The sequence below is a fragment of the Litoribrevibacter euphylliae genome (assembly GCF_042646085.1).
Lineage (GTDB): Bacteria > Pseudomonadota > Gammaproteobacteria > Pseudomonadales > Litoribrevibacteraceae > Litoribrevibacter > Litoribrevibacter euphylliae.
In genome coordinates this window covers 276,507-291,856 of sequence record NZ_JBHRSZ010000004.1, presented here as the reverse complement: position 1 = coordinate 291,856, position 15,350 = coordinate 276,507, and the positions used below count along the sequence as shown (strand labels likewise).

Annotated in this window: 13 protein-coding genes; 1 reads left to right on the top strand and 12 read right to left on the bottom strand. The window is 42.8% G+C overall.

The annotated features are described in order from the left end of the window. Nucleotides 1–139: 139 nt before the first annotated feature. The 3 genes from ACFOEK_RS08795 to ACFOEK_RS08785 all read right to left on the bottom strand — a co-directional run bounded on the left by ACFOEK_RS08795 (nucleotide 140) and on the right by ACFOEK_RS08785 (nucleotide 5,022). Complete coding sequence (locus ACFOEK_RS08795; RefSeq protein ID WP_386719304.1) at nucleotides 140–1,246, bottom strand: heparan-alpha-glucosaminide N-acetyltransferase domain-containing protein; 1,107 nt, start codon at nucleotides 1,244–1,246, stop codon at nucleotides 140–142. A gap of 241 nt (nucleotides 1,247–1,487) precedes the next feature. Then, complete coding sequence (locus ACFOEK_RS08790; RefSeq protein WP_386719301.1) at nucleotides 1,488–3,173, bottom strand: AMP-binding protein; 1,686 nt, start codon at nucleotides 3,171–3,173, stop codon at nucleotides 1,488–1,490. A gap of 145 nt (nucleotides 3,174–3,318) precedes the next feature. After that, nucleotides 3,319–5,022 carry an AMP-binding protein gene (locus ACFOEK_RS08785; protein ID WP_386719298.1) on the bottom strand — a complete coding sequence of 568 codons (1,704 nt, stop codon included), beginning with the start codon at nucleotides 5,020–5,022 and terminating at the stop codon, nucleotides 3,319–3,321. A 240-nt stretch (nucleotides 5,023–5,262) separates the two neighbouring features. Between ACFOEK_RS08785 and ACFOEK_RS08780 the strand changes: the two genes are divergently transcribed. Next, nucleotides 5,263–6,201, top strand: a complete 939-nt coding sequence (locus ACFOEK_RS08780) for an alpha/beta hydrolase (RefSeq protein WP_386719296.1) — start codon at nucleotides 5,263–5,265, stop codon at nucleotides 6,199–6,201. Nucleotides 6,202–6,283: 82 nt separating this feature from the next. Here the strand turns inward: ACFOEK_RS08780 and ACFOEK_RS08775 are convergent, their stop codons facing one another. The 9 genes from ACFOEK_RS08775 to ACFOEK_RS08735 form a co-directional block, all read right to left on the bottom strand. Further along, entirely contained in the window at nucleotides 6,284–6,688 is a 405-nt protein-coding gene (locus ACFOEK_RS08775) for a hypothetical protein (RefSeq protein ID WP_386719293.1), read from the bottom strand. 31 nt (nucleotides 6,689–6,719) lie between these two features. Continuing rightward, entirely contained in the window at nucleotides 6,720–7,676 is a 957-nt protein-coding gene (locus ACFOEK_RS08770) for an AgmX/PglI C-terminal domain-containing protein (RefSeq protein WP_386719290.1), read from the bottom strand. Next, nucleotides 7,677–8,180: an ExbD/TolR family protein gene (locus ACFOEK_RS08765; RefSeq protein ID WP_386719288.1), complete on the bottom strand. Its 504-nt coding sequence runs from the start codon at nucleotides 8,178–8,180 to the stop codon at nucleotides 7,677–7,679. It abuts the gene before it with no gap. After that, the gene (locus ACFOEK_RS08760) at nucleotides 8,177–8,695 is read right to left on the bottom strand and encodes an ExbD/TolR family protein (RefSeq protein ID WP_386719285.1); all 519 of its coding nucleotides are present in this window, start codon (nucleotides 8,693–8,695) and stop codon (nucleotides 8,177–8,179) included. The genes ACFOEK_RS08765 and ACFOEK_RS08760 overlap by 4 nt, the downstream gene beginning before the upstream one ends. Before the next feature lie 4 nt (nucleotides 8,696–8,699). Then, on the bottom strand, nucleotides 8,700–9,368 hold the full coding sequence (locus ACFOEK_RS08755) for a MotA/TolQ/ExbB proton channel family protein (RefSeq protein ID WP_386719282.1): 669 nt from the start codon (nucleotides 9,366–9,368) through the stop codon (nucleotides 8,700–8,702). A gap of 66 nt (nucleotides 9,369–9,434) precedes the next feature. Then, the gene (locus ACFOEK_RS08750) at nucleotides 9,435–9,743 is read right to left on the bottom strand and encodes a hypothetical protein (RefSeq protein WP_386719279.1); all 309 of its coding nucleotides are present in this window, start codon (nucleotides 9,741–9,743) and stop codon (nucleotides 9,435–9,437) included. Then, on the bottom strand, nucleotides 9,743–10,402 hold the full coding sequence (locus ACFOEK_RS08745) for a hypothetical protein (protein WP_386719276.1): 660 nt from the start codon (nucleotides 10,400–10,402) through the stop codon (nucleotides 9,743–9,745). Before ACFOEK_RS08745 ends, ACFOEK_RS08750 begins: the two co-directional genes overlap by 1 nt. Then, nucleotides 10,389–13,304 (bottom strand): tetratricopeptide repeat protein, encoded by a 2,916-nt coding sequence (locus ACFOEK_RS08740; protein ID WP_386719273.1) that lies wholly within the window; start codon nucleotides 13,302–13,304, stop codon nucleotides 10,389–10,391. The genes ACFOEK_RS08745 and ACFOEK_RS08740 overlap by 14 nt, the downstream gene beginning before the upstream one ends. After that, complete coding sequence (locus ACFOEK_RS08735) at nucleotides 13,304–15,349, bottom strand: tetratricopeptide repeat protein (protein WP_386719270.1); 2,046 nt, start codon at nucleotides 15,347–15,349, stop codon at nucleotides 13,304–13,306. Before ACFOEK_RS08735 ends, ACFOEK_RS08740 begins: the two co-directional genes overlap by 1 nt. Between the last annotated feature and the right edge of the window lies 1 nt (nucleotide 15,350).

Sequence of the window (15,350 nt, the reverse complement as noted above, 5' to 3'; positions counted from 1 at the left end):
AACCTATAACGACGCTAAAAATAGACGGATAAATAAACTAATAGATAGACGGATTATAAAACTGATACAAATAAAAAAGCCCCGCTACCTTAGCGGGGCTTTCGCCTTAACTCAACAACCATTCACAGAATTATAAATACTAAGATGCAGCAACCGCTTCTTGAAGGCTTTGAGAAGTGTTCTTACTTTTAAACCTCAACCAAACTCTGGTCAGCACATCCGTCAATATCAATACAACGAGCATAGACAGCAGCATACTTCCCACTTGCATCTTCTGGAAACCAACGAAGATTGACCCCCAACAAATCAACAGCCATTGAAGCACATAGATGACAGTGACATTTCTACTCCAAAAATAGAGCAAGTCAAACATCTTATTGGGCTTAACTTTATTAACAAGTAAGCTGCAAATACTTAACCAAATCACGATAAAACCCAAGATTCCAATACAAGAACCCGGCGCTAACAAAGCGTAATCCTCACTGACAAAATCGGGTATAAAATAGTTAAACAATAGGCCTGTTCCCACAAGTACTATCCCTGTAAATACCGACCTTATATAAAACTGAAGATTCCCTCCACAACGTCTAAACCACTGACCGTATGCCATCCCCAACAAAGGAAATACCAACCAAGGAAACAGAGGGAAGGCAGCACCTTGTTCATCTCCACCCCACAACAACGCCAATATCGCATTCAACCAAACACTCTCTGACTGAATCCCCCAGAGAAAAGGCGAAATAAAGGTCACAATGACTGCCAGGGCTAACCAACTTCCAACATGATTCAGGTAGCCCCTCAGCAAGACACAAATACCAAAAGCCAAGCCGGCAAATTGCAAAATATCCACAATTAGAAGCTCTGTTAAAGGCGTATAACTCCCCAGTTCCTCCTGAGTAACAATCCCGGTCTTAATACCAATCCACATAGGAAGGGAAGCACGCAAAAAGTTCAGGACATAGCCAAGTAGGATTAAAGCAAGTGCGCGCTTTAAACCGCTCGCAACTGACTTAATGGGAGAAAAAGCAATAAAAATCCCCATAATAAACATGAAAACCGGGGCTGCCGGAGCCTCTCCCAGCAACTTGAAAAAGTAGGACAAACCAGAGGATTGATACTCGGGATTACCATAAAAGTCTGACACATGAATCAGAATCATAAATAAGACAGCCAGTCCCCTGGCAAGATCAAAGCTTAGAATTCTTAAACTAGCTTTTGTATTTGAATCCGCGACTTCCTTTAACATTATTCACCTTTGCTTGAAAAATCCATGGCTTACGCCTATACCATCAAGCTAATCTTTCATTGACATTCTTTAACGGTCAATTTTTCAAGAAAGTTTGTAACCTTTTACAGCCATCGTCCATAACCTTTACAATTGTTAATCCATACTGAGACACATTTCTCCGACGTCAGAAATGAAAAAACCCGCTAACTTACGCTAGCGGGTTTCTTCAAGTACTCGAATATTGGTTTAGTATAACGAATTAAGCTGCACCAATTTTCTTCATTTCTTCATCGCGCAATTCACGACGAAGAATCTTACCTACGTTGGTCTTAGGCAGCTCATCACGGAACTCAACAAACCTAGGTACTTTATACGCGGTTAAACCGTTACGACAGAAATCACGAACTTCTTTGTCCGTTAGGTTTTTGTTCGTCGTTACAGCAAAAATCTTAACTGCTTCACCACTCTTATCATCCGGCACACCAATAGCAGCACACTCAACAATGTCAGGATGGCTCACAATGAAGTCTTCAAGTTCATTTGGATAAACATTAAAGCCAGAAACGATGATCATATCTTTCTTACGGTCTACGATCTTCATGTAGCCGTCGTCTTTAATCACCGCTACGTCACCCGTCTTCAACCAGCCATCTTCAGTAATGGTCTTGGCAGTCTCATCAGGACGCTGCCAGTAACCTTTCATTACCTGAGGCCCTTTAACACAAAGCTCACCTGGCTCACCTAACGGTAAATCATTACCATCATCATCAATGGTCTTACAAATAGTATTAGGTGCAGGAATACCGATGCTACCCAATTGGCCATAACCTGGAGGGTTGAAAGAAACAATCGGAGAGGTTTCAGTCATACCGTAACCTTCAGATACGATACAACCTGTCACTTGCTCCCAATGCTCAGCAGCATCTTTTGTTAATGCCATACCACCAGAAATGGTCAATTTCAGAGAGCTGAAATCAAGCTTACGGAAATCTTCGTTATTGCATAGAGCAACGAATAAGGTGTTGATACCCAACATGCCTGAGAAGTCCCAATTACCCAGCTCTTTAATGAAACCAGGAATGTCGCGTGGGTTAGGAATTAGAACACTGTGATTACCTGTGTACATCATGATCATGCAGTTCACAGTGAACGAGTAAATGTGATACAGAGGTAATGGAGCAATAACGGTCTCTTGACCATCATTCAATACAGCTTCAAAGAAAACATATGCCTGACACATGTTTGACACTAGATTGCCATGAGTCAGCATTGCGCCTTTAGCAACACCAGTCGTACCGCCAGTGTACTGAAGTACAGCGATATCATCACGCGTATAAGTTGCTTTCTCATAACGGCCAGAAGCACCTAGCTTCAATGCCTTATTTAACGTGATGTGTTCGAGATTGTCATAAGCAGGAACCATCTTTTTAACACGCTTAACAACAGTGTTGATGATTTGCTTTTTAGGGAACGGATGAAGATCAGCAATTTCAGTAACGATTACGTGTTTCACACCTGTACGAGGAACCACGTTTTGTGCCAAAGAAGCCATACCCGCATAACATACAAGCGCTTTTGCACCAGAATCATTGAACTGGTGTTCCATTTCACGCTCGGTATACAAAGGGTTCGTATTTACAACGATCATCCCTGCGCGCATGGCACCGAATACGACAACTGGGTATTGAACAATGTTAGGAAGCTGAACAGCGATTCGATCGCCTTTTTCGAGAGAGGTATGATTCTGGAGATAAGATGCAAATTGAGCAGAAAGTTTCTCTAACTCACCATAAGTCAAAGTTCTTCCCATATGAGTAAAGGCAGGTTTATTGGAGAACTTTGCGAAGGATTCTTCCATAACCTCGACAACGGAGTTGTACTTCTCTACATCTACTTCACTAGGAATACCTTCCGGGTATTTATCCTTCCAGAAATTCTCAATCATATAGCCTCCTACCGAGCTCCATCCAATTTTTTTAACGACCCAAAAATGAGTGAGGCAGAAGCGTAACAGCTTTCTGCCTCATATAGAAGGTAAAGAGTATTAAATCTTTTTCATAATAGAGAAAGGCAATACTTTTACTTCTTGACTAGTTTGACGCCAGTTCCGCATCACGTAATTCACGACGAAGAATCTTACCAACGTTAGTCATTGGTAGCTCTTCACGGAACTCATAATGCTTAGGAATCTTATAGCCTGCCAGATTTTCACGGCAATACGCTTTCACTTGATCAACCGTAAGATTCTTATCATCCGGCACGATGAAGAGTTTCACAGCTTCACCTGATTTTTCGTCAGGAATACCAATTGCAGCTGCGTGCTCAACACCAGGAAGTTTCGCCACAACGTCTTCAATTTCGTTAGGATAAACGTTGAAACCTGAAACCAGAATCATGTCTTTCTTACGGTCTACAATTGAGATGTAACCTTTCTCATCAATCTGAGCAACATCACCTGTCTTCAACCATTCACCATCCAAGAACGTTTCTGCAGTCGCTTCAGGGCGTTTCCAGTAACCTTTCATGACCTGAGGGCCGCGAACACAAAGCTCGCCACGCTCGCCTTCAGCAACATCCTTACCATCGTCATCAACCAGACGAATATCCGTTGAAGCAACAGGAAGACCAACCGTTCCATGCTTAATGTAATCACCCACAGGGCTCAAACATACCGCAGGAGAAGTCTCAGTCATACCGTAACCTTCACCGATATCACACCCAGTCGCTTCTTTCCACTTATCAGCAGTCGCACGAACCAAAGCAGTACCGCCAGACAAGGTCATCTTCAACTTACTGAAGTCCAGGTTCTTAAATTCCGGATGATGTAACAAGCTCACAAACAAGGTGTTCAAGCCTGCAAACGCAGTGAACTGGAATGGCTTGATAATCTTAATAAACATTTCAGGATCGCGAGGGTTAGCAACCAACACACTGTGATTACCCAGCGACATCATGCACATACAGTGACATGTGAATGCGTAGATGTGATACAGAGGAAGCGGCGCAATGATGGTTTCATCACCAACATCCATGAACGGACGGCCAGTTTCCGGGTTTTCCTGCTGAAGAGACGCTCGAACCTGAAGCATGTTGGCAACAAGGTTACGGTGAGTCAGCATTGCCCCTTTCGCCACACCTGTCGTACCACCGGTATATTGAAGTACAGCAACATCGTCAGAGTTAGGACTCGCCAACTTCATCTGTTGCTTCGCACCTTGCTTAAGCGCAGATCTGAATTTAACGGCTTGAGGTAGGTTAAAATCAGGCACCATCTTTTTGATGTGCTTAACCGCACCATTAATTAACCAACGCTTAGGAGCTTCACGCATATCCGCAAGGCTAGTTACAATTAGATGCTCGATACCTGTTTCTGGAAGTACTTCCTGGACTCTATCTCCGAAGGTATCCATAAAGATCAAAGCCTTCGCACCTGAGTCATTAAACTGGTGCTTCATTTCACGCACGGTATACAGAGGGTTAGTGTTTACCAACACCATGCCTGCGCGCAACGCGCCGTAAGCAGCAATTGGGAATTGCACAATATTTGGCATTTGAATCGCAACACGATCACCTGGCTGCAGGTTCGTATGATTCTGAAGGTATGCTGCAAAGTCGGCACTTAGGCGATCAATATCACCCCAAGTAAAGGTTTTGAATACACTGGTAAAAGCTGGGCGATCTGCATATTTCTTCACAGATGCTTCCAGTACTTCAACTACGTTTTTGAATTCATCAGGATTAATAGTGTCAACGACACCTGGTGGTCGTTTGCCACTCCAGAAATTGGCATCCATAGTAATAGGTCCCTGTTCGTATTATTGTTCTATTTAGAGATTTATTTTTAGAACATGGACAGTACCAATATTGTAAACTTTTGTGAATACTTCTCAGGGTTTTAATGCAACCCTTTTGTCGAAAAGCGCCGCCTGGTTCGCGTAACACTCTGGAACCTCTTCCTATCCAGCTAATTTTCGGGTTACTATTTCATCTTTTACATCAGAACAGATTCATCACCGTCAACGGAATTTGACTTCATGGAAAGCAGTACAGGCACTATTCACGGAACGGATAACTCTTCTATTTTTTACCGTTGTTGGTTACCTGATCAGTCAGATCATATCAAAGCCGTCATACACATTGCTCATGGCATGGCCGAACACAGTAAGCGCTATGAGCGTTTTGCCGAACAGTGTGTAAATCATAATATTGCCGTCTATGCCCATGATCACCGAGGACATGGCCATACCGGTGCCAAAGACATGCTTGGTCACTATGGCGACCATAAAGGCTGGCAGTTAATTCTTTCTGATATGAATGACATGCAAACTCATATCCGCAAGAATCACGTCGCAACACCAATATTTTCCATGGGGCACAGCATGGGTTCTTTTATTACCCAAGCGTACCTTTTCCACTATAAGCCCGACATTGCAGGTCTGATCTTGTCTGGCAGTAATTACAGTTCACCCCTCAAGTATCGAGCTGCCCGTCTCATTGCCAAGCTAGAGAAGCTTAGAAAAGGTCCGAGATACAGAAGTAAGCTCATCGACAAACTCACTTTTGGAAGTTTCAATCAGCGTTTCAAACCCAATCAGACCAACTATGATTGGTTATCCAGCGATCTCACTGAAGTTAGAAAGTACATTGAAGATCCACATTGTGGCTTTATCTGCACAACTCAGTTGTGGTGTGATTTATTAGCCGGCTTATCCGATATTTCCCAGTCATCGGCATTTAAGAAACTCAATCCAGAAACTCCGGTTTTGATTTTTGGAGGCCAAGAAGATCCAGTAGGACACTTTGGCAGCGGCTTGATTGCGCTATCTCGTCAATATACGGAGGCTGGCGTCAAAGATGTGGACTTACAAATATATTCTAATGGCCGTCATGAGATGCTGAATGAGATAAACCGCGAAGAAGTTGGATTACATATCATCAGCTGGTTGGAATCTAAACTAAAAGCGCTAAATTAAGAGAAGACAAGCCGATCAATAATCACCCTAGCGAAGATCGACACTGATCTATAGGGTTCACATCAAAAATAAAAATCGCTTTTTAATCACAAAGAAGATCAGACTCAATCTGAGTATTCAAAAAGCGAATTGAGTCTTTATCTCGCAAAGAAAGGATAATTTCTGGCAACGTTGATATCTCAATCATCAAAGACTGAAACGCTTCGAGCTGAGAAACATTTACAGAATTGATTGCGGTAACCTCATCTCCCTCTCGTAACCCAGCTTCAAACAGAAAGCTCTGCTTTGCTAAATTAGTTATTCGGAAAGAATCCAAGGTTAATTCTGGGTATTGGCCTACCATCACAGGTTCGAAAGACACTTCCCTCTCCCACAGCATTCGATCTTGAGACCAAGCACCAAGAATGCCTTGAGGAAGATAAGTGCACTGAGCATAACTTAGTCCTGAAGTAAGTAAAACCAACAACATTAGCAAGTGTCTAATCATAGTCATTCCTTACTTACTCCAGTACCCAGCATCAACCTTGTGTAAATTCATACCAAAGCTGATAAGTGCCTCGCTCAACATCACGCGCGCCAAAGTCAAAAAGACGGATTCGAGCAACCAAACGTCTTTCAAGTTTAGGGTCATTCAATTCACTTGATACAACCTTACAGGCCGATACAGAGCCATCAGGTTCAATAGTAAACTCAAATTTGACCTTACCTTCGAGCAATGGGTTCTTACGTAATGCACGATTGTAAATGGTAAACATTGGGCCTTTATTGGCATCAAAGACTCGACGAATTTCTTCATCTGTACGTTTGCCTTTCTTACCAGAACGAGCTTTCTGATCAGCTTCTGCGGCCATATCCGCCAAAGCAGTCTCATCATTCAGCTCAGCAACACCCTGACCTTGTAATCCGGAACCAGCCGTACCGCGAGAAACACCAGCCGCTGATACGCCGCCACTGCCCGTCGTTGCTTTAGAAGCAATAACCGCCCGCTCGACTTTAGTCGCTTCCTTACCACCTTGATTAACTGTAGATCCTTTTGCCAAGGTTCCCAAATCAAGAGATTGCCTTAGCTCTTTCAGGGCATCAGTATGCTTCAGTAGTCCAGAACTCTTCGCCTTTTCCCGAGCCTTTTCTAATTTCTTTTGATCAGGCTTTGGTTTTGGCTTTTCTTTTTTAGGCTCAGGTTTCTTCTCTTTTGGTTTTTCCTCTTTAGGCTCCGGTTTCTTCTCCTCTTTCTTTTCAGGCTTTGGAGGAGGTGGTGGAGGCGGAACAACCTTTTTCTTCAAGATCACCTTAGAGAGTTGAGGAGGTAATTTTTCTAACTCCTCTCGTTCAGGCTCTGTCAAAGGTATAAAAGGCATCACAAAACCAAGAATCAAAACAAGCGCTAAAATCGTTCGCAGAATCTTTTGATATCGACTTTGATCTTCCGGGATAATCGTCCAAGGAAGTTGGTATTGAGGTATTACTGTTGCCATTTACACCTCCTTACTTACCTTACGGTTTACCGCAAGGGAAATATTGGTGTAATTGGCTTCAGCACAGGTCGCCATAATTTTCTTCAGTAACGCATAAGGGATTTGTTTATCGCCCACAATGGTTACAGCACGCCCTTCTTCTAACTCCGCTTCAGATAAAACTCGTTGCTTTGAAGCTTGATATACGAGCTCTTCCTGTAACGAAGGAATCAACGCCTCAGGACCAGAAACATCGTTTACAGAAGCAACCGCTCTACCTTGCACCAAAATTTGCTCGTTATTGACAAACACGACCAAGGATTCAGCAGGAAGCTGTTCCGCTGAAGACTCTGGCATTTTAATGGATTCATTATTCTGAAGAACTTTAACGTCCGACTGATTCACCATCAAAAAGAAAACAAGGATAGTGAAAATATCCATTAAGGAGACAAGGTTCAGTGCTGGCTGCTTTTTATTACGAGCAAAGTGCCGGGACATTCGCTTAGCACGGCGTGACATCTTCATGATTCACCTCCGGCATTAGCGTTTGACTCCATTTCCGGTGCATCACCGATAGAAATATCCGGGAACAATTCAGCATCCACGACAGAGGCAGCAACTACAGCTTTATAGGAACGAACCGTATCCATAACCGCGACCAACGTTTGGTAATCTGTTGTTTCTTCCGCTAGCAACGTAATATCACGTTTCTCAGGCACCTGCTTTTTAAGCTGAGCAAGGAGTTTAGATAAACCATTAAAGTCATACTCTTCTTTGACTTTAGGAAACTCTTTAATTGGACCTTTAATCGTATCTGCCAAGATCAACTTGTCGTCTCGAATCACAACTTCTAGTTGCAGCTCTTTGAGGTCGATTTCCTCATCACTCTGCGTTTTAGGAAGCTTTAACTCCAGAACTGTAATATTGGCAAATACCATACTGAGCAACAGCACAGGAACCAGAATAATCATCAGGTTCATAAAGGCCGTAATATTGAGCTCCGCTTCATCGACATTATGCCGAATGCGCTTCTTCAACATACACTTATTCGCCTTTCGTTGCTGACTCTGTCGTCTGAGCTTGGTTTGCTGGTTTGCGGTCAAAAATGGTGTTTAAAACCTTAACACCCGCCATTTCAAAACTATCAATGATCTCATTGGTTTTTGTTTGTAGAAGCGCATGAAGAATTAATAACGGAATTGCGGTCATCAAACCAAATGCCGTGGTGTTCATCGCAACCGAGATGCTCTGAGAAAGCAATGTTGCCTTTTCAGCTGGATCAGCATTCGCCACTGCAGTAAACGCGGCAATCAGACCGATAATCGTACCTAATAGGCCAAGCAAGGTAGCAACGTTCGCCATAGTCGCCAAATAAGGCGTACGTTTTTCAAGACGAGGGAGTGATTCCATCAACCCTTCCTCCATCGCATATTCCACATCATCACGACGTGCACCACCTGCAAGGCGGGAAATACCAGCGGCAATCAGTTCACCCATCGGTGTACCAGAGTCGTTGCCAAGCTTCATAGCACTTTTAAAGTCTCGCTTGGAAATCAGAGGCATCAAGGACTCGAACGCTTTTCGATTTGAAGCTCGTGAAGCGGTCAAATATATCCAACGCTCAATCGCAATCGCTAAACCAATTGCAGCAACAATCGCAATTGGGTACATAAATGAACCACCTTCCTGAAAGAAGCGAACGATAGATTCCATGAATTTCCTCTCTGATTTCTCTATATCTAATGAATTAATAAAATTACATTCCGCTAACAGCGATGACTATTTTTGCGAAGATGTCTCTTTTTCTTGGTAAAACTCATCGACTTTTTGTTTAAAGTCGAAATAGTCCAAATATTCGTCGCGAGCCTGTAAATCGGGCTCTATTTCCTGTTTGAGACCACTGAGTTCGGCATCGGTCTGCCAAGGCATAATGAACAAAACCTTAGGCTGCTCCTGATTTCCTCGAACAAAAATACCTTCAAGTTCGATCACATCTTCAGCAACAGACAGAGAACTGCCTACGAGTAGCATCAAACAGCAAAGGGATCGAAAACAAGACCACAACACAACACTTGCTTTGGAAGTCATTAGTTATTTCCTCCCGAAGCTGAAGTAACCCTGCGCTGAAGATCTAACAGCCAGCCTTTAACCTGACGGTCACTACCGTCTGTGTTATCCATGTAGGTTTGATACTGTTTTAGCGCAAGAGCCGGTTTATGTAGATACAAATCGAGTAAGATTCCGTAGTTTTTATGTACGATTGGGGACTGGTCCTCAAAACTAAGGCAAACCGTGTACACTTTTTCTGCTTCATTGAACTTACCAGACAATCTCATCGATCGACCCAAGGCATTACAAACGTTTTCATTTGCTGGATCCACTTTATGTGCCTGTTGCAGCCATTCAATAGCAGCGACTTCGTTTCCTAAAGCTTGTTCAAGCAGTGCTTTGTTATAAATAGCGCTGACTAAATCTGGACGCTGCTCAATAAGTTGTCCCAATATCTGATTCGCTGTCTTGTGCTGCTTCTTTTTAAGCGCTTGTAACGCAGCCTGATATTGCTTGCGATAGTCAGTATCGACGGTAAGCAACCCTTTAGAGGCATAGTCACTGTAATCCGTCACAATATCAGCAACCACATCGTTCGGGGCTGTTTCCTGCTTAACTGGCTGCATCCCACAGGCGGTAAGCATTGTCACTATGACTAAAGTCAGGGCATTCTTGATTGAAGAGCTACTGAATAACATCCACATACCCTTCTACCTGTTCTTCTTTTGCATATCTTGCCGGCATTATTTTCGCCAATTTCTTATAACTTTCTTTTACCCAGTCATCGTAAACACCATCAACGGTGCGAGCGATGTTGGTTTCATAAACTTCGATGGAGGTTTCTTCAAATGGATACGCTTGTTCTTCTAGCAGAATATCGTACTGTTCAAGCTCTAGTTCATCCAAACCTTTCGGTCGTTCAGAGCCCATTAGATCCTTACTCATTCGATAATAAGCATCTGCTATTCGGTGCGTTGAAGCTGTAGAAAACTCAGAAACGCCATAATCAGCAACTTTGGTGTATTCCTTTATCACCTTTTGCATCGCTGCCTGTTTACGCTGGATGGACTTACCTAATGGTAAGGTTAACTTAGCACGAGTAAATGAACGCCAGTGATCATCGGCCAATTCAAAAGAAGCCGCCGCGGCAAGGTACTTGGAACGGTCTGTTCGTTCAGAACCTGCATTCTTATCATTGGCAATAATTTTCTTCAGCCAATACTTACGCTTGTTAGTTTCATTTCTCGCTTTATACAACTCAGCCAATTTATGTTGAGTTTCCAGATTCACAATAAAAGGCTTTGGATAACCATGAGCGTAGGAACGATAACGATCAATTGCTTGCGGAGTTTTTCCACCTTTTTCATAGTAGGTAGCTGCCTGGAACAAGGCTTTGCGGCGCTGTTCATCGTCTAAGCGCTCATCATTTGCCATCTGGGTCAGCTCATTCGCTGCATCCGGCCAACGCTCACTTTGCTCATAAGCAAAGATCAGTTTTTCTCGAATACCTTTGGTTAACTCATGTTTAGGATAAGAAGCTCGGAATGCTTTCAACTTTGTAATCGCAGGTGACCATTGCTTAAGGATTAGATGCTGTGCCGTAATATCGTATTGTGTTTGAACCTTAATATCCGCTTCAGGAACAACCACCAAAACACGTTCAAAATTATTCAAGGCTTCCTGATTCTTACCTTCTTTTGCCAAGCCTTCACCCTGACGATAAATACTGATGGCTAATCGCTGTCTTAATGAAGAATAAAGCTCATTGTTTTTCTTCATTAAACGCAGAGCCTGAAAATACCCATTCTCAGCCTGAGGATAGTCAGCTAATTCAAACGATGCATGCCCTACAACAACCCAAGACGCCCGTCGATGTTTTCGTGAAGAATACGGCTGCCACTTCAAAGTATTCCAGGACTGATCTACAACGTACTCTGACTTCCCAGATTCAATTAACTTCACAATCACTTTACGAGCAATTTCACGCGCTGGCTCATATTCGTTGAGATTCAACAGGCTTTCAGAAGCATCCACCAATACACCAATAGAGCGACTGTCGTTACCAAACACATCTGCGTACTTAAGCGATTGATCGATCTTTTGGCGAATATTTTGTTCAGCTTTGGAAGCTTCAGCTATCTTCTGAAATGCGACCACAGCGGCATAGCCTGCAGCAGAACGCTTTTCAATGTCATAGTCAGGATAATCATAGGCCGCTTTCAAATACGATGACGAAGCTGCTTTTGAGTTACCAAGTAATGTATGAACATCGCCTGAACGATGGTGCTTCTCAGCCACATCGTTTTCATTCGGGAAGTCAGTTATATAAACCGTGTACCAGGCAATTGCCTGATTGAAGTAGTCTTTTTGCTCCTTCGACTCTTTCTTAGCTTTTTGCCCTCGAGTATGGAAATAGCTCGCTAGCTGAGATATATAATCTTTCAGTCTTTGAGTATGCTTTGTTGAAATTGCTTCAGCCTGAGCAGCGTACCATCGGCTTGAGAGACCATAGTCAGTTGCATATTGGGCTTTAGCAGGAATAATAACCGACGGGAAGCGACCGAGTTCATAGACTTTGATAACCCTTGCAAACACTTCCGGGCTGTCTGCCGCCAAAGGATGGCGTTTTACATACGCAAGATACACATCTGCCGCATCTTGATAACGTTCTTTGGACTGATACAACAGACCTAAGCTCGAAAAGACCAGCGATTCATAATGACGATTACCGATTTTTTCAAAATATTGAACGACTGATTTACCGCCTTCCTGATAACCAAAGGCATAACTCATTGCCCGGAAGGCGTCTTCAATTAACGCTTTCTGGTTTCTTGTTAACGACTGATACACTTCTTTGGTTGGAGCGAGCTGATCCAACAATTGCGTAAATTCATCTAAAGACGCTTCATAATCCGACTGCTTAAACAACGACCAGGCCAACATATACCGAGCATTAGTCACTGTTTTAGGATTGTCATTACGCTTAATCACTCGTTCATAAGCTACACCCGCCTGTGGATATTTTTTATTACTGTATAAGAATTCCGCTCTACGATAGTAAGCTTCACTCGCCAATGAAGAATTTGGGTACCGTTCTAACAGTTTGCCTAGCAACTTATCACTGGCTTCCAAATGCCCTTTAAGACCATAAGCTTTGGCTAACTGATAGTAGACTTTATCGTTATCAGGGTGATTTGGATAATCTTGAAGTAACTTTTTATATGCCTTAATAGTGGAATCAAACTTACTCATCGCAAGCTTTTGCTCTTCAAAGGTTTCCCCTTGGACTTGCAATTCTTCACTTTCCACCATCGCTAAACCAGCCAAGCGACGCTCGATACGTGCTTTAACAGCAGGATCAGAAATCAGTTTCAAGGCACGTTGATAGCTCTTTACTACTGAAGAATGAGAGACCGACTGAACTTGAACAGGCTCAACATCAGGAATATTAGCTGGGTCGATTTGATCAACCGACTCAAGCTTAGGTTTTAAAGATTCCACTTCATTGAACTGAGCATCAGATTCCGCACTTTCAGGCGTGGAAGCACAGCCGGACAGCCATAACAAACAACTGAAAAACGCAATGATTCGAAGGTTCATTAGTAAGTACCTCCGTTCAACGCTAATTGCTCTGTTAGAGAGGTATTATTTGACACATCACCAAGCTCAAAGGCCAGTTCATCACGAAGACGGGCCGAAGCCAATATGGATTGCTCAAGATAGGTTTGGGCTACGCTTTGTCGTTCTGCCAATTTGTTATCTAACATTGCGATGACTTTTGTTCTAAGTTCAGAGCGTAACGTTTGAGTTTCTGTCACTGTCTTATGAATATGCTGATTTAACAAACGAATTTTCTCAGAATACCCTTCAAAACGAGAAGGCGCATAAGCTTTCGAACGTTTCATTTTAGCCAATGCTGTTTGCGACTCTTGAAGCTTTTCATTAAGGTCTTTTACTTCACGCTGATAGCGGCGGTAGTTTTCGGGGTAAGACTCCCGCATTTCCCATAGATATAACTTCCTAAGATGTTCGTATCGGGATTCATAAGAGGTCGTTTTATGCTTACGCGCATAACCACTCATAGCCTTTAATTGATCAAGATTTTCCTTCACTCGATCCAAAAGCACTTGATTGATTAACTGTGCCTTCGTGCCAACTGCATAAATATCTTGGTAATCAGCAACCTTATCCAATCTCTGATTATGGGCTTTCGTTTCCTGTCGATAAGTGTTCAACTTCAGGTCGGCTTCCATGCGTTGAATCTTATCCGTTGTCTTTTTAAAGCCCTGTTTACGGTTTTCCACCATTAAGCCAAAAGTTTCAATGTAATCCATTTTTGACGTCAATAGCGTTGAGATTTGAACTAAATCTCTATGATCCGATAGCAACTGTTGGAAGGCTTTGTCTTCCCACACGGCTTCAGTCCATAAATACAGGGATGTATCAGATTGGATATCCATTTGGACCGGCGACCAAAAGGTATCATTTGACGACTGAACTGAGCTAAACCACTCTCCCTTTTGATTTTCAGATCGCAACTTTATTAAAGTCTCGACCTGATCCGAATAATAATCTATCCCTTGTTCAAACCAAGCAAGTGCCCGTTCTTTATCGCCTAATTTTTCAGTAACACTGGCGGACATAGCATAAGCATCTAATGCCAAATAAGACGGAGAACGCGTGAGAGAGCGCCATACTTTACTGGCTGCATCTAGCTGACCATCGTTCATTAAGCTCCAAGCCAACCAACGACGAGCTTCGATGGTTCTCAGTGTTTCAGGCGGAACTTGCTTAAAGTAATGTACAGCAGAAGCCCAATGGCTTTTCTCTGTTGCATCCATACCCAACTGCAACAACTTCTGAGCTTCGAGTTCTTTAATGAGTGGAGAAAGTTGTTCATCGTCCCAACTAAACCAAGACCCGTTCTCTTTATTTGAATCTTTAGCTTCAGAAGATTTAGCCGATTGATTCTGTTTTTTAACTAAGCGATCTGAGTTATACGATAAAACCGGCAACCAGTTTTGTTCATCAAGCAATGAAATAAGCTCTAAAGCCTGTTTCTTCTTCCCTAATCGGACATAAGCATCCAACTGATAGAGGTACTTGAACCCTTTCTGTTCATCAGACAATTGGGAGTCATCAACTTTAAGCACCCACTTCAGTACATTTTGATAGTCTTGCTGCTGATAGTAGTAACGAGATAAAAGTAGGAAGGCAGTTGGCAAGTGTGTTGTGGATTGCTTAATGACTTTTTTGTAGCGTTTCTCCGCCTCATTCTGCATCCCAAAATAATGGTAAAGGCTCGCTTCAATTAATGTCAGGTTACTCTGAGACGGTTGAGTTATACCTTCTTGAAGGGCTCGATTAGTTTCTTCAAGAGAGACATCGCTAGGTAACTGCTTCCAGATCCCTTTGCTTTCAGCAACAAGCACATCGGTTATCGCATTCAAATAGTCGTCTTGGTAATGAGAGTAAGATACATGCTTTAAGGACAAACGTGCGAGTGCTTGCTCTGAGGTTAGAGAAGTATTCGGCTTTTCAGCGGCAAACAGAGAAGCTGAAAATAAACAAGAGATCAGCAATGTCGTCAAACGAGACACTGAAGGCATCAAGGATAAGAAGAGACTAGGCTTTGAGGACAACACG

Bases quoted from the DNA above. Each gene is read 5' to 3' on its own strand.
- ACFOEK_RS08795 (WP_386719304.1), bottom strand. From the start codon at position 1,246: ATGTTAAAGGAAGTCGCGGATTCAAATACAAAAGCTAGTTTAAGAATT.
- ACFOEK_RS08790 (WP_386719301.1), bottom strand. From the start codon at position 3,173: ATGATTGAGAATTTCTGGAAGGATAAATACCCGGAAGGTATTCCTAGT.
- ACFOEK_RS08785 (WP_386719298.1), bottom strand. From the start codon at position 5,022: ATGGATGCCAATTTCTGGAGTGGCAAACGACCACCAGGTGTCGTTGAC.
- ACFOEK_RS08780 (WP_386719296.1), top strand. From the start codon at position 5,263: ATGGAAAGCAGTACAGGCACTATTCACGGAACGGATAACTCTTCTATT.
- ACFOEK_RS08775 (WP_386719293.1), bottom strand. From the start codon at position 6,688: ATGATTAGACACTTGCTAATGTTGTTGGTTTTACTTACTTCAGGACTA.
- ACFOEK_RS08770 (WP_386719290.1), bottom strand. From the start codon at position 7,676: ATGGCAACAGTAATACCTCAATACCAACTTCCTTGGACGATTATCCCG.
- ACFOEK_RS08765 (WP_386719288.1), bottom strand. From the start codon at position 8,180: ATGAAGATGTCACGCCGTGCTAAGCGAATGTCCCGGCACTTTGCTCGT.
- ACFOEK_RS08760 (WP_386719285.1), bottom strand. From the start codon at position 8,695: ATGTTGAAGAAGCGCATTCGGCATAATGTCGATGAAGCGGAGCTCAAT.
- ACFOEK_RS08755 (WP_386719282.1), bottom strand. From the start codon at position 9,368: ATGGAATCTATCGTTCGCTTCTTTCAGGAAGGTGGTTCATTTATGTAC.
- ACFOEK_RS08750 (WP_386719279.1), bottom strand. From the start codon at position 9,743: ATGACTTCCAAAGCAAGTGTTGTGTTGTGGTCTTGTTTTCGATCCCTT.
- ACFOEK_RS08745 (WP_386719276.1), bottom strand. From the start codon at position 10,402: ATGTTATTCAGTAGCTCTTCAATCAAGAATGCCCTGACTTTAGTCATA.
- ACFOEK_RS08740 (WP_386719273.1), bottom strand. From the start codon at position 13,304: ATGAACCTTCGAATCATTGCGTTTTTCAGTTGTTTGTTATGGCTGTCC.